Annotated in this window: 10 protein-coding genes; 5 read left to right on the top strand and 5 right to left on the bottom strand. The window is 32.1% G+C overall.

The annotated features are described in order from the left end of the window. Positions 1 to 11: 11 nt before the first annotated feature. The 3 genes from NSR00_RS10090 to NSR00_RS10080 all read left to right on the top strand — a co-directional run bounded on the left by NSR00_RS10090 (position 12) and on the right by NSR00_RS10080 (position 6,591). A complete protein-coding gene (locus tag NSR00_RS10090; protein WP_340788483.1) occupies positions 12 to 3,350 on the top strand; it encodes a DEAD/DEAH box helicase family protein in 3,339 nt (1,112 codons plus the stop codon). An 832-nt stretch (positions 3,351 to 4,182) separates the two neighbouring features. Next, complete coding sequence (locus NSR00_RS10085) at positions 4,183 to 5,802, top strand: DUF4435 domain-containing protein (protein ID WP_340788480.1); 1,620 nt, start codon at positions 4,183 to 4,185, stop codon at positions 5,800 to 5,802. A 297-nt stretch (positions 5,803 to 6,099) separates the two neighbouring features. Further along, positions 6,100 to 6,591, top strand: a complete 492-nt coding sequence (locus NSR00_RS10080; RefSeq protein WP_251246392.1) for a hypothetical protein — start codon at positions 6,100 to 6,102, stop codon at positions 6,589 to 6,591. Positions 6,592 to 6,665: 74 nt separating this feature from the next. Here the strand turns inward: NSR00_RS10080 and NSR00_RS10075 are convergent, their stop codons facing one another. The 5 genes from NSR00_RS10075 to NSR00_RS10055 form a co-directional block, all read right to left on the bottom strand. Next, positions 6,666 to 8,297: a recombinase family protein gene (locus NSR00_RS10075; RefSeq protein ID WP_340789215.1), complete on the bottom strand. Its 1,632-nt coding sequence runs from the start codon at positions 8,295 to 8,297 to the stop codon at positions 6,666 to 6,668. After that, positions 8,272 to 9,696 (bottom strand): recombinase family protein, encoded by a 1,425-nt coding sequence (locus tag NSR00_RS10070; RefSeq protein WP_340788477.1) that lies wholly within the window; start codon positions 9,694 to 9,696, stop codon positions 8,272 to 8,274. Before NSR00_RS10070 ends, NSR00_RS10075 begins: the two co-directional genes overlap by 26 nt. A gap of 6 nt (positions 9,697 to 9,702) precedes the next feature. Further along, on the bottom strand, positions 9,703 to 9,873 hold the full coding sequence (locus NSR00_RS10065) for a hypothetical protein (protein WP_172967550.1): 171 nt from the start codon (positions 9,871 to 9,873) through the stop codon (positions 9,703 to 9,705). A 59-nt stretch (positions 9,874 to 9,932) separates the two neighbouring features. Next, positions 9,933 to 10,067: a hypothetical protein gene (locus NSR00_RS10060; protein WP_268235420.1), complete on the bottom strand. Its 135-nt coding sequence runs from the start codon at positions 10,065 to 10,067 to the stop codon at positions 9,933 to 9,935. 352 nt (positions 10,068 to 10,419) lie between these two features. Continuing rightward, complete coding sequence (locus NSR00_RS10055; protein WP_340788464.1) at positions 10,420 to 10,812, bottom strand: hypothetical protein; 393 nt, start codon at positions 10,810 to 10,812, stop codon at positions 10,420 to 10,422. A gap of 501 nt (positions 10,813 to 11,313) precedes the next feature. Between NSR00_RS10055 and NSR00_RS10050 the strand changes: the two genes are divergently transcribed. Both NSR00_RS10050 and NSR00_RS10045 read left to right on the top strand, forming a co-directional pair. Beyond that, positions 11,314 to 14,310: a DEAD/DEAH box helicase gene (locus NSR00_RS10050; RefSeq protein ID WP_340788462.1), complete on the top strand. Its 2,997-nt coding sequence runs from the start codon at positions 11,314 to 11,316 to the stop codon at positions 14,308 to 14,310. Between the two features lie 31 nt (positions 14,311 to 14,341). After that, positions 14,342 to 15,895, top strand: coding sequence for an RNA-directed DNA polymerase (locus tag NSR00_RS10045; protein ID WP_340788459.1), 1,554 nt, complete (start codon positions 14,342 to 14,344; stop codon positions 15,893 to 15,895). Positions 15,896 to 15,996 lie beyond the last annotated feature (101 nt).

The raw sequence follows: 15,996 nt of genomic DNA, 5'->3' as shown, positions 1-15,996 counted from the left end.
GAGGTGGCAATGTGTCAAACTTTAGCTTTCTAAAGGAAAAGAAGCAATATCGCAGTTTTGCCAATGCTTGTTTTGAAGCGGAAAAAGGTTTAGTTGTCAGCCCAGCTGTCAGCGCCATTCAGTCTCGTCGAGCGCTGGAGCTGGCTGTTAAGTGGGTGTATAGTTATGACGGTGCGTTAAAAGTTCCATATCAAGATAATCTTTCCAGTTTGATTCACGACCGGGAATTTTTAGGTATTATTGATGAAGATTTATTGCCGATGATGAAGTATGTAGTCAAACTTGGTAATCAGGCGGTTCATACAAATGCACCAATTACTCGAGATGAAGCGGTGTTATCCCTTCATCATCTATTTCAATTTATTGCATGGATTGATTATTGTTATTCTGATGAATTTACGGCCGGGGAATTTGATGAATCCTTACTTCCTGTTGGTGAAGAAAAAAAGGTTCGCCCAAAAGAATTACAAGATTTATATGAACAATTAAGTGCGAAGGACCGGAAACTTGAAGAAATTATTAAAGAAAATCAACATCTACGTAAGAAGGTAACTGAAAAACGTGAACAGAACACGAAAGAAAATAATTTCCAAGTAGATCAATTAAATGAATTTGAAACAAGACTAAAATATATCGATTTAGACTTGAAACTTGCAGGTTGGGAATTTAATAAAGATATTATTCGAGAATATCCAGTAGTAGGTATGCCCAACAAAGAAGGTAAAGGATTCGCTGATTACGTTTTATTTGGAGATAATGGGAAGCCTCTTGCTGTAGTAGAAGCAAAGAGAACGTCAAAGGATCCAAAAATTGGTCGCCAACAAGCCAAACTTTATGCTGATTGTATCGAAAAAATGTCAGGTGTTCGCCCGGTGATTTTCTATTCGAACGGCTTTGAAACGTATATTTGGCATGATCAGTATCCGCCAAGAAAAGTTTCTGGATTTTACAATAAAGAAGAACTAAGTTTGTTAATCGAACGCCGGAAAATGAAAAGTCCATTATCAAATGTACAAATAAATGATGATATTAGTAACCGTTATTATCAAAAAGAAGCCATTTTATCTTTTTGTGATGCATTGAGTCGTAATCAAAGAAAAGCACTTCTTGTAATGGCTACAGGTAGCGGGAAAACGAGAACGGCAATTTCAATTGTCGATGTTTTGACTCGGCATAATTGGGTGAAAAATGTTCTCTTTTTAGCAGATCGTAAAGCTTTAATAAACCAAGCATATCGTAATTTTAACAACTTACTACCAAGTATACCTTTATGCAATCTTTTAGATAACAAGGATAACCCAGAGGAAAGCCGAATCGTCTTTTCTACATATCCAACGATGATGAATGCCATCGATGAGGCAAAAAGAAAAGATGGGAAAAAATTATTTACCGTGGGACACTTTGATCTCATCATCATTGATGAGTCGCATCGAAGTATCTATAAAAAATACCGCAGCATTTTCGATTATTTTGATGGAATTTTACTCGGCTTAACGGCAACTCCAAAAGATGAGATTGACAAAAATACCTATGCAGTCTTTGACTTGGAGAATGGGGTTCCAACATATGCCTATGAACTTGAACAGGCTGTTAAAGATGAATATTTAGTTGATTACCGAACAATTGAAACAAAAACAAAGTTTCTAGAAGAAGGTATACACTACGATGATTTATCGGAAGAAGATAAAGAAAAATATGAAGAACTATTTGATGAAGAAGATTTCATAGAAGATATTGATAGTTCTGCTTTGAATGAATGGCTTTTTAATGACAACACAATTGATATGGTGTTGAAAGACTTAATGGAAAAAGGCATCCATGTTGAAGGTGGAGACAAACTAGGTAAGACAATTATTTTTGCGAAAAATCATCGTCATGCCGAAAGAATCGTAGAACGGTTTGACGCATTGTTCCCAGAGTATGGTGGAGATTTTGCTAGAGTCATTGATTATAGCATAAAATATGTTCAAACATTAATAGATGACTTTTCAGATAAAAGTAAAATGCCACAAATTGCTGTATCTGTGGACATGCTTGATACAGGTGTGGACATACCAGAAGTGGTTAATCTTGTATTCTTTAAAAAGGTTCGTTCGAAAACAAAGTTTTGGCAAATGATTGGTCGTGGAACACGGCTTTGTCCAGATTTATTTGGAATTGGACAAGATAAAACCCATTTCTTAATCTTCGACTATTGCGGAAACTTTGAGTTTTTCCGTGAAAATCCAAAAGGAATGGAAACACAAATCGGTAAAAGCCTAACGGAAAAATTGTTCAATGCAAAAGTTGATATTATCCGTGAATTACAAGGGACTGATTATCAAACAGAAGAATATATCAACCATCGAAATGAATTAGTCCATGATGTAACGAGGGATATACTTGCATTAGATAATGAAAATTTTCGAGTCCGACAACATTTACAATATGTGGAGAAATTTAAAAACAAGGATAATTGGATCTCATTATCAGTTCTTGATACGAATGAAATAAAAGAACATATCTCACCAATCATCGTCCCAGTTCAGGATGATGAATTTGCTAAACGTTTTGATTTATTAATGTATACGATTGAATTGGCAAAATTACAAGCCAACAATGCCACAAAACCAATTCGCAGCGTCATTCAAACGGCGGAGGCACTTTCTAAACTTGGTACGATTCCACAAGTGATGGAGCAAAAGCATGTCATTGAAAAAGTATTGACGGAAGAGTTTTGGGATAGTGCTGATATATTTGAACTAGACGAAGTGCGTGAAGCATTAAGGGATTTAATCAAGTTTATAGAAAAAGAAACACAAAAGATTTATTATACAAACTTCCAAGATGAAGTAATTGAAGTAAAAGAAAACGCTTCGATGTTCAATGTAAATGATTTACAAAATTACCGGAAGAAAGTAGAACATTATCTTATCGAACATAAGGACCAAATGGCGATTTACAAGCTGAATCATAATAAACCGCTAACAGCCCAAGATGTGAAAATGCTTGAAGATATCCTCTGGAAAGAACTAGGTACGAGAGAAGATTACGAAAAAGATTTTGGCGACACACCGATTACAAAACTAGTTCGGCAAATTGTTGGCTTGGATCCGAAAGCAGCCAACGAAGCATTTTCCGAATTCCTTTCAGAGGAGCGGTTAAATCTAAACCAAATTCGATTTGTTAAACACATTGTTGATTATGTCATTAAAAACGGAACACTCGATAAAAAAGTATTACAACAAGAACCATTCAGATCAGTTGGCAGTATTGTTGAACTGTTCAAGGACAATATGGATGATGCAAGAAAAATCATTGGCATTATTGATGAGATCAATCGAAATGCGGAAGATATTGCTGGGGCGTAAAGACAGCTTAGAAAGGCACCTAGGAATAAAGAATTCTAGGTGCCTTTTATGTGCGCCCGGCATGTACATGAACTATAGGGTGTAAGTCCCGAACCCCGAAGACAGAAGTAGAGGTTAGCCAAGAGCAAGGGTGTCCGTGGTGACGCGGAATCTGAAGGAAGCTGGAGGCAAAACACCGGTCCGAGGAACACGAACCTCATATAAGGCTAGGTATGATTGAGTGAGTTTGCATAACAAAACAAAGCTCTTTCTGTCGAAGGTCATATCGAGTAAATGAGGCGGATAGATGGTGTGAAAGTGCATGTACTTACCCGGGGAGGTCTGGCGGATATGTGAAGTACTCTTCATAACCTACTTAGTGATAAGTAGCTGAACCGTCAGAAGTCAGCAGAGGTCATAGTATTAGTTGGTCTAGAACAACTAAGAAGGACCGAACAATTAAGAGAGAATAGCCCTTGGCATTCAGTGAGTCATGATGAACACAGAAAACGTAGTACCTCACTTGAGGGAGGAAGCGGTGAATCCCGTGGGAGATCTCTTGGAGGGTGGAGTGACCACTGGCATAAAGAGAACAGCTATTCACGGAAGTTATAAAGACTTGCGTCAATTATCTTAATTGAACCGCCGTATACGGAACCGTACGTACGGTGGTGTGAGAGGACGGGAGTTAATCGCTCCCTCCTACTCGATTTTTATATAAGAAAAAAGAAATTTTTCATAGTTTAAGACATCCGTAAAGAATTAGGGAAATAAGTAGAACATTAATGTGAACTTCTATTAATACTGTTTTAGACTATGTTTAAGGAATTAATCTAACGGGGAGGAGTAATTTTTGAAAATAAAGTTACCGAATATTAATGGTGAAGAAAAGTATATTGAGGACAAACAATCAATTATATTAATTGGTGCTAATGGTTCAGGTAAAACAAGAATGAGCATCTGGATTGATGAAAACAATCCTAATATTCAAATTCATAGAATTTCAGCACAGAAATCATTAAATATGCCATCTATTGTAAGTCCAACTGAACTAGAAATAGCACAAGAAAAATTTTTGTATGGAGTGACAAATGATAATAAAGATTGGTTAAAAACTGTTGGAAAGAAAAATAGTAGATGGGGCCAGAAACCAGAAACTCACCTATTAAATGACTTTGACCATTTAATGGAGTTTTTAATGACTGAAAATTTTCAAAAGAGTATAGAATATAGAGAAAATCATAAGGGTGGAGATACGGAATTTGATAATGAAACTAGGTTAGAAAAAGTTAAAGAAATTTGGGAAAATGTAATTACCCATCGTAAACTTAAAATTAGTGCTGGTAAAATAGAAGTGCTAGATATTGAGACTAAAGATGATGATAACTTTTATAATGGTAGTGAAATGAGTGATGGAGAAAGAGCAATCTTCTACTTTATTGGAGAAGCTTTATCCGTACCAAAAGGAAGCCTGATAATTGTTGATGAACCTGAAAACCATTTACATAAATCTATATTAGTTAGACTATGGAACGCTATTGAGGTTGCGAGGCAAGACTGCGTATTCTTATATATTACTCATAGTTTAGAATTTGCTAGTACTAGAATAAATTCACAAATAATTTGGGTTAAAGGGATAAAAAGCGAGTCTGAATGGGATTATGAAGTAATTGAAAGTATTAATGCATCAGATAAATTAATGCTTGAAATACTAGGGAATAGACAAAAAGTACTTCTTGTTGAAGGTACACCTGATAAAAGCACTGATAAAAAGTTATACGCAACGTTATTTCCAGAATATAATATTATTCCTGTCGATAATTGTAATAGTGTTATACAGTATACGAAAGCTTATCAAAAATTAAAAGATATTCATTATGTGGATGTAAAAGGGATTATTGATAGAGATAGAAGAAATAATGAAGAAATTGTTGCTCTTAAAAGATATGGTGTTTATGCTCCCGAAGTCGCAGAAATTGAAAATTTATTCTTGCTACCAGAAGTAATTCAAACAGTTTGTATAATGTACTATAAAAAAGAAGAATATGAAGAAATTCTAACATCAGTACAAGAAAGAACATTTGAATTTTTAAAAAGGGAAATAGAGTCTCAGGCATTGCTGTTTACTAAACAAAAATGTCAGAATGAAATTTATAAAATAATTAATGCCAAGGTTAACACAATTGAGGAGTACAAGATAAATATTTCCTCAATTGAAAAAGCAATTAGTGTTGATAATATTTATAATGAATGTTTACAAGAACTAAATAATATTATAGAAAATAGAGACTACTTAAAAGCTTTGAAAGTTATAAATAATAAAGGACTATTACCATATACTCAATTATCAACTTTCTTTGGTTGGAAAAAAGATTTTTATATTGATTCTGTACTTCAACTTTTGAGTAAAAACGATGAAATGAGTATCAAATTGAAATCATCATTTAAAAAGTATATTAGCTTAGAAGAATAAAAAATAAAACATGTAAATTTTTATATGATTTAAGAACTAGTGTAGACAAAATAATAATTATTCGGTAATGTGAGCTGATAAAATATTATTTTTTCGGTAAAGTACTCATCGAAGTATCCTTCGATGCTTGCTTTACCGAATGTTATTATCAAGAATCCCTTGATATCAAAGGGTTTAACCAGTTCTTGAATTTTACTCAATAAGCTGACCGGTGAATTACTCGGTAAAGTAAGCAGTGATAAGATAAATTATTCGGTAAAGTAAGCAGATATTTTTTTGTATTGGAGGGATATGAAAGTGAGAGATCCGAAGAGGATTCCAAGGATTTTAACTCTGTTGTTCAAAATATGGGAGCAGCAACCGGATTTGCGATTTAATCAGTTAGTTCAAAATCTACAAGCTTTATATTCCCAGCAAAATAATAACTTTGGTAAAAGAAATTTCTATGAAAAGGATGGGGAGATTACTTACCAGAATTATTATATAGATTTATTTTACTTGGAGGATGACCAGTGGGAACAATTTTTAAGAGATTATTGGTCAGAAATCGAAGCAGAGTTGCAAGAGAGAGAAAAGCAAATTACTCCTGAAGTAATAGAAGAAGTTGTGCAACTATTTATTGAAGCAGGGATGATTGAAACAGAAGTATCAGATTCTTTAAAAGAAAGAATTCGGTTATTTTTGAAAAAGGAAAGCAAATGGTTAACCATTGACGCTCTGTTAATCGCAATTAAAACACTTCCTTTGGAAGAACGAAAAGAATTAATTGAAAAGATTAAGAGAATATAAATGACATAATCTTTTGCTGAAACTTTTAGTTTAATTAAAGAAAAAACTGTTGCCCAAATTAATTGGACAACATTTTACGCACTTTCGATATCTAGCTGCTTCATTAAGTCTTCAATCTCCACATATGGTGTGAGCCGGTAATCGATTCTTATATGGTTATCTTTCGAAAAGTTAATTCCTATCTTTTCGATTGCCAAAAGAAATATAGCGCGTTTTTCTTCATTTGAATAACTATGAATATCTTGTTTAAAACGACCGATTAATTCGGATTGCATTTCATCTTTTGACAATATATCAATCTGTTCTCTTGTTGTGTTGTATTCTTGTATTTCGTTTGTAGTAGATAATATTTGCATTTCAAAGATTTCTTTTAACACCAGATAGTACTCATTATTTTTATCTAGTGTGGATAAAAGATATTTTAGTTTTTCAAGGTTTTCGTTCAAGTCATTGATTTTTTGTTCAAGCCCTTTTTTCCATCGATTTAAGATTCTTTCTGTTTGCTTTTCATAATATTTCAATTCCCTGCCCCATCTTAATGAAAAATCAGCAAATATACTTTCATGAATTTTTTCAGATGATATTTTCTTTTTACATGAAGGGCAACAGTAATACATATATTTTTTCTTGGACTTAGCTGGAGTTGAATTTCTCGTTACCAGTTTTTCTTTACATTCATGGCAATAAATTAAATCACGCAATATAAACGGACTATCCATGTGATCTTTATTTTGTTTATAATTCCTGAAAAATTGGGTGACATTCCACAAGTTAGCACCAACTAAAGGTTCATGATGATTTTTGAATAGAAAAATGTCTTCCTCTGGTTTCTTTTTACTATTATCAAAACTGGTACGGGTAAACCAAGCTAGGTCACCGATATACCAACGATTGTTTAAAATATATCGTACGGTTGAATCACTCCAGCCTTTTGCATCAATACTTGGCGGTGGAATTTCCGCTTCATTTAATAAATTTGCGATTTTTCGATCACTATAACCGTAACTGTATAAATAAAAGATAAGAATGACAATGGTTTTATTTTCATTGGTTTCAATCGTATTGTCCTTTGTTGTTAGAGAATAACCATAGGGATTTCTAGATCCGGGACGTTCGGGTTTCGATGAATTTACTACAGACGTATGGTAATCAGATGCTCTCCGAGACTTCTCTACCGATTCTTCATGAGCAAATGACAATCTTGCTTGAACATAAGGATTGTTTTCGTTCCATTCACCTTCTATCTTCGTTGAGTATACTTTAAAATTTGGTCGGGCTTCTTTAATTGGTCCGAGTACATATAATACAAAGTCTTCAATTAGCCTTGTAATTCTTGATTCTTCATAGAAAATGACAGCTTTCACATTTTTATTATTTAAAATGAATTGCTTCATATTTTGCATTTGAACCCTTTTTTGTGCAGGAATATGATAGGCGGATTTTGCTTCTTCAATAAAAGATGCGACAACTTGAAATCCTTCTCTTTTTGCTCTAGCAACAATTTCGGATTCTTGGATATGCAAAGAATGGCCGAATGTTTGTCCATCATCAGACCAGCGAATATACGATGTTGCTAAAGGAATAGAATCTTTAAAAATATTAAAAGGTAAATTTACCTGTTGAAGATTCGGTCTAGGTGTTTCTGTCAATAAGTAAATCCCATTTATTAAGTAAGTGTATTTATGCATAAAGTGCATATGGCTCACCAACTTTCAAAAATTCTCCAAAGGGAACATGATAAATAAATGTATCCGGGCCGATTTCTACTTTTTCAAGGAATAGATGGCATAAATAGTATAAATTGTAGTTTTGAATTTCCAATTCTAAGTTCTGCTTAATGGTTTTGACAAGATCATTTACCGAATTTCGTGCTTCAGCAATTTTTGCTAATTCAATATGGAGATGATTGATTTTACTTTTTATATTCATTGACTCAATAATGAGTGAATCGATGTTCTTTTTTGCCGCATATTTTTCTACTATAGTAGAATGAATTGAGCTTAACTTTCGATTTAAGTTAATGATCTCATGATTGTAATCCTTTTCGATTCTAGATAAATGGGAAAATACAAAGCTTTTAATTGTGTCAACTGGGATATGTTTTATAATGATTGAAAGTTTAGATTGAATGTTCTCATTCAATTGTTCCACCGTAATTCTGATTTCCTCATGTTTTCTTTTACAGATATAGTAACTGCTTTCTCCCAGTTTTGAAGTTTTAAAAGTCATGTCTTTTTTGCAAAATATACATTGTGGAGTAATGTATCCTCTGTCCTTTGCATTGGTTATGGCTTGAAATACTTCATCTTTCAATTTTTTTAGCACTTCTTGAATTTTTAGATGTTCTTCTAGTGAGATAATCGGTTCTACATGATGGAGAACTTCAAAACCGTACGAAGTCTTCATATGTGCCGAATAAAAAGGATTTTCTAGATATTTTAATAAATCCTCGTACCTTTTGTTTTTTAATATCTTTTTGTATTTCATTATAATATTGAACAAATCATCTGCTTCATTGGTTTCAGCCACTTCATAGTAAAAAGATTTTAATTCATTAACCACTTCTGGATTCGGGATATACTTAACATCCTTTCTTTTTCCAATCCGTTTATATCCAAATATAGAAGAAGGAAATTGTTTCATAGTATCCTTTCTTCTACCGGAAATATTCTGGCCCTCGACTTGTGCGAAAATCCCATATAGTGCTTCGATCGACAGTTTAGGAGAGAACGGTGGTTGTTTCGTTGATGTAAAAATCACCTTGATTCCGTATTTATAAAACTCTTTAACTATTGCAACGTATTCATAAAAATTTCGCGCTAAACGATCACGACTGTATACAATGACTGTTTTTACTTTTTTCTGTTGAATAAGTAATCGTAACTTTTGTAAATCTGGCCGATCCTCAATGGCTAATTTATTGGCTGAAACATTATCATCTTTTAACCAAATCACTTTATCTAAATCAATCCGATTATTATGAATATAAGATTCAGCAAGTAGAATCTGCTTTTGAATGTCCTGCTGAGCTGTACTTACCCTGCTATAAACCGCAATAAAATCTTCATAGTATTTATTGGGTTCATAATATTGGTGTGATTCCATGAGAGTCTACTCCTTTTCTACAATTTTATTACTTTCTTCAAGAAGGAAACCCTTCATTTTTGGTTGTAATTCAAGCTGATCGATTAAAACTTTTTCAACTAGCCTTTTCATAAAGTAATAAGATTCCTCTTGTAAATCTTCATTAAATGAAACTTTTACTATATCTTTTCGAGACATAAATACTCCTCCCGTCAAAGCCTTTATTAAAAGGATTGACGGGAGGGAAAGGTTTTAAACTATTTATGTTGTTTATCCAAATCTAAATCCATTTGCAATTGATATTCGTAATTTGTTTGTTTCGGTGATTCAATGAACACTTTTGTCTTAATGGGAACCCCTAACTCTTTCAGTAGATCGAGCAGGTTTGACATTGTAATTTTGAACCTTTCCATAGAACAAGATAAATCGTTCAATGATGCTTTTAGAGATTCCAACCTTTTCACAGCTATCTAAAATCTTTTTGAAAAATTGCTTTTGGCTTTCTTGTTTACTTATAGAATATCCCTCCAATAAAAAACGCGGCACATGATGCTATCAATGATGGATAACATCATGTAACCGCGGTTTTCGCTTATTATGGTTACTTTTATTTACTTTTGAACAAATCGGTTAATCAGAAAACATTATAGCTTCAGAATTAAGGATTTTAAGAGGGAATTAAAAAATTACTTATTTCTATTCCCTATTCTCTATGAAATCCTTAAAAGAGTTGACTCTGACTTTTTACAATAACCATTTATCAGGAGAAAGCAAATCTTTTTGAAATTTATCAGGAATAATAGAATTTATATCATCAAAAGTAAAATCATTAATGCTAATCATTCTTTCCAAAATAATTCGAAGTTCATTTTTACGGTAATCTGCCAAAATGGAATTAAATACTGTTTCGACATCAATAACTCCGTATTGTTTAAAATAATCGGTAATTAATTTAAAATAATCATCATCTATTGTGGGATATAATGCTTTTATCGTATCTGGTTGATGTCCGCGACTTAGCAGATTATGAATGACTCTCCAACTTTCTATAACTTCTACGATTGTTGCTAATTTCCAGTGTAGATGTTCGGGTAAAGGTATTTTATTTTGTAAAAGTTTTCTTTCTGATTCTTTCAATCCGTTAGTCTCCTTTCCTAATCTGAAGAATAAATGTTGTATTAATCCCTTTTTTGGTAATTGATCCCATACCTTTCTTAAATAGGGATTTCTCTTCTTTATCCTTATTTAGAATATCGTCCATTAATATAAGGATTCATAAAAATTTTCTATTCAAGTCAGTTAATACTAGTAACTCTCATATTTGAAAAAGAAACACGCACCTTTGTTTATTTTGGTAACTAGTTAATAAAAAACAAAATGTATTGATATTTCATGATTTCAAGTCAAATTAAAAAAGAAGAAATGTAGTAGTGAGGCATTTCTTCCATGTCAGAACTACAAATTGCCTAACATTTAATAGTTTTAACAAGTTTGTTATTGTTATACTAATAATAAGTATTTAGTAAAATGGTTCTAGTTCAAAGAGAATAAATATCTAACAATTTGGGAACGGTTTGATAAAATAATAATAATTAAGTAATAGTATTTATTACGAATTATTAAAGTAGGAGGGGCATAATGAGGACGAAGCAAATTAAAAAGGGCAATAATCTCCTTTTCTGTAATATAAATGAAATGGAAGAAGTTAAAAATCCTAAAGATGTTGGTGTTACTTGGACTAATAGTTTCAAAGAAGTTCTTGCAGATGATAATAATCAATTAGGGCTTAGAACACCTCAGTTTGGAGCAATTTGTGCAATTCGTTCGCATTGGACGGTAAGTAGAGAAGCTGCTACTATTGTAATGCCTACTGGAACTGGAAAAACAGAAACTATGTTAGCTACAATTGTTGCCGAAAAGAGCTTAAAGACTTTAATTGTTGTTCCTTCTAATCTACTTAGACAACAAATTTTTGAAAAAGCAAAGACGTTTGGGGTTCTTTACAAAATTGGTGTTCTTGATGACAAATTTGTTTTGCCTCCAAACGTTGCGCTTTTAGCAAGTAAATTTGATAGTTTTAAGGAATTTAAGGAATTTGTTGAACCAGCTAATATAGTAATTACAACTATGCAATTAGCAAATTTATTCCCAGATGATTATAAAAAATACCTTGCAGAAGCATGTGATACTTTAATTGTTGATGAAGCACACCATATTGGCGCAAAAACATGGAGTAAATTCAAAAGTTATTTTGTTAATAATAGAATTCTCCAATTTACAGCAACTCCTTTCAGAAACGATGAAAAAAAGATAGATGGAAAAATCATATATAATTTTCCCTTATTAAAAGCACAAGAGCAAGGATATTTCCAACCAATTATGTTTTATCCATTAGAAGAATTTAATGATAAGAAAAGTGATGAAATGATAGCGCGGGAAGCGGTAAAGATTTTGGAAGAGGATATTAAGGCTGGCTATGAACATATATTATTAGTTAGAGCTAGTACAAAAAAACGTGCAGAGGAATTATACTATTCTATATACAATAAAAAATATAAAAGGTTTAATCCAGTTTTGTTAATTAGTGATATTAGTAATCGCGAAAAAAGAAAAGGGTTTCAAGCTTTGGACGATTTGAAATCTAGAATTGTAGTTTGTGTGAATATGTTTGGAGAAGGTATTGATATACCAAATTTAAAAATAGCTGCAATTCATGATAAATACAAATCCCTTCCTATAACTCTTCAATTTATTGGGAGATTTGCTAGAACAAAAAAAGGTTTAGGCGATGCAAAAATTGTAGCAAATATTGCAAATGAAGAGGTGCAAGAAGCTATAAGAGATTTATATAATAAGGATTCAGATTGGAATCAACTATTATCAATCAAATCAGAAGGGCTTATCAATCGTGAAGTAGCTCTACAAGATTTAGAGGAAAGGTTTAAAGGGAACGGTATCGATAAAATTGGTATAAAACAAATTATTCCAAAGGTGAGTATGTACGCATATAAAGTAAAATCAAAATCTTGGGCATGGGAAAAATGGACTACAGTTCTTGATGAAAACATATGCAGGTACTATATAAACGATGAAGAGAAAGTTTTGGTCGTTATAGAACCGAAAGAAAGTAATGTTGGATGGACTACTCAACATAATATTTCAAATCTTAGTTGGGAGTTATATGTCATTTACTGGAATCAAAACAAAAATGTTGCTTTTGTTAATGCTACAGATAAATCTTTAGCGAATAAGCTTGTCGAAGCTATCTTCGGGGAGAGTAACAGAATAACTGGAGAAAGTATATTTAGATGTCTATATGGTATTAATCATCTTATGCTAGCAACGGTTGGTTTAAACTCTGCTATTAATGGTCCAATAAGATACAAGATGTTCGCTGGTATAGATATAGCACAAGGTTTGTCTGAGGCCACAAAAAATAATAGTTATAAATCTAATCTTTTTGGAGTTGGATACAATGGTAATGGAAAGGTTAGTATAGGCTGCTCACATAAAGGTACTATATGGGCAAAATGGGTTGAAAGTATTGATTATTGGATGAATTGGTGTAATGAAATAATAGACAAAGTTTTAGATTCAACTATTGATTCTCAAAAAATATTAGAAGGTGTATTAGTTCCAAGAGTCATTAAAGAAATTCCAAGTGAGATTCCCTATAGAATTGATTGGCCATTAGAGCTAGATTTCTTTACCGATGATAACTTATTTTTAGAACGGGATAAAATTAAAATACCCATATACGAAGTTGCTATTAAGTTGTTAGAAATACAACCCAAAAAAGATGTACTACAATTCTATGTAGGAAATGAGAATTTTAAAGAGACCTTTGAATTATCAATATCGGATAATACTTTTCGAATTAAATCAGTTTCAAAAAGTAAAACAACAATTGCTAGGAGTCAGAAAAGGACTTATCTTGCCGACTTCTTTCAAGAATATCCGCCAATCATTAAATTTATAGACCAGTCTACTCTTGAAGGAAATTTATATGTAACATTAAAAGATAGATATAAGGACAAGAGTTTTCCACCAAATCAAATTTTTACTTATGATTGGGAAATATTGGGGGTAAATATTAAAAGAGAATCTCAAACAATTGAAAAATTCCCTGATTCCATACAGTATAATGTCATAAAAAAATTAATAGAAACTGGTGATTACAGTATTGTTTTTGATGATGATGATGCAGGTGAGATTGCCGATATAATTGCTATTAAGGAAAGTGAGAACGATATTATATTTGAATTTTATCATTGTAAATATTCTCATGGGGATTTACCCGGATCAAGAGTTAGCGATTTATATGAAGTTTGTGGTCAAGCTGAAAAGTCTGTAATTTGGAAGCAGGATACAAGAGATATAGTGAAAAGAATGCGAAAAAGAGAAATTCAAAGAATGGAAAAGGGTTCCGTTTCACGTTTTGAATTAGGAGATCTAGAAAAATTAAAGGAAATTGAAAATAAACTTAGAGTATATGGTTCAAAGCTAGAAATAAACATTGTTCAACCCGGTGTCGATCATACAAAGATTACTAGTGACATGGATAGAATTTTAGTTTCTACTCAATCTTATCTACTTGAAACATATGGAATTCGAATGAATTTGTTATGTAGCTAGATAATTATTAGAATGATGTGGAGGGGATAAAATGAAGTTAGATAAGGAATCAATATTATGGGGAATTGAACATGTTTACAAAGATAGTGATACAGACTTATTTCCTAAACCAGCAGAAATTAACATAATTTATAATGATAAGGAGCATGTTTCGAGTAAGCTGGAAAATATTGATATAAGCAATTATACATGGAAACCTTGTAGAAGGTTTATAATTCCAAAATCAGACTTATCTTATAGGGTAGCAACTCAGCTAGATCCTTTGGACAGTATTTTATTGGCAGCCATAATATATCAGTTTGGGAATAAAATTGAAAGTAAAAGGGTCCCAACAGAAGAAAAAAAGGTATTCAATTACCGTTTTAACCCAAGTCCTGATGGATATTTTTATAGTGATTATGATTCATGGAACCAATTTTGGAGTACTTGTAAAGAAAAAGCACAGAATTATAAATTCGCGGTATATGTTGATATAGCAGACTTTTACAACCAAATCTATCATCATACAATAGAAAATCAATTAATAAATTGTGGATTTCCTAATCCTGTTAAAAAATCAATTATGAATCTCTTAGAATCAGTTACACAGCGTGTATCTAGAGGTATTCCAATTGGACCACACTCTGTGCATCTTTTAGCTGAAATGTCATTAATACCAGTAGATAATAGCCTTATAACTAGAGGGATCGAATTTTGTAGATATTCTGATGACATTGTAATGTTCTGTAATGATTCAAAAGAAGCTCATAAATTAGTGTATGAAATTGCAACAATATTAGATAGACAACAAAGATTGATACTACAAAACCAAAAGACTAAAATATATTCAAAATCAGACTTTATTGAGGTTTGTGAAGAAAAAATAAAGGATAATCCTATAGATAAAATAGAAGAAGATATGATATGTATCTTGAAGGAGTACACTACTGGTGGTTATGGAGCTATTCGATCCAAAATGATACCGGAGGAAGGAAAGAAAATATTCTCAGAAGAAAATATTGAAAATGTACTAAATAAATACCTTCAACAAGAGGAACCAGACTTTAGTAGGATAAGATGGTTCTTTCGAAGATTATCCATGTTAGGTACTCCTAACGCTATTCGTTATGTCTCAAAAAAATTTAGTAGACTAATTCCAGCTATTAGTGATATTTGTAGATATTTTATTTCAGTAGCAAATAATCAAAATGAAAAGATGTATGATGTGGGGGAAGAACTAATTAATTTACTAAATACTGGAATAATTAGAGGTAATGAATATTTCCAAATATCTATATTGAGTTTATTTACTAACACTGTTCATTTTAATCATATCCACAAAATAATTGAAATGTATAGAAATGGTTCTGAGAATATAAAGAGAGAGGTCATACTTTGCGCTAATATTTTTAAAAAGTCAGACTGGTTAAGAGAATTAAAAGAAGAATATCCAAGATTAGATAATTGGAGTCAAAGAGCCTTGCTAATTGCCTGTAAGAATTTCCCGCAAGATGAAAAGAAGTTTTATCTGCAAGGAATCAAAACTAAACTGAACTCTGATGCTATCCTTGAAAAAATCATAATTAATTGGGCCATAAAATCATAGATATATAAATAAACACTAGCATTGCAGTAATTAAATCTGATGATTCAAAATACTAAGAATGTTCAATTTTTTATTGATTTCGAAACAAAAAAATCCTTTAC

The sequence above is a fragment of the Aeribacillus sp. FSL K6-8394 genome (assembly GCF_038008865.1).
Lineage (GTDB): Bacteria > Bacillota > Bacilli > Bacillales > Aeribacillaceae > Aeribacillus > Aeribacillus composti.
This window is presented reverse-complemented; position numbering and strand designations above follow the sequence as displayed.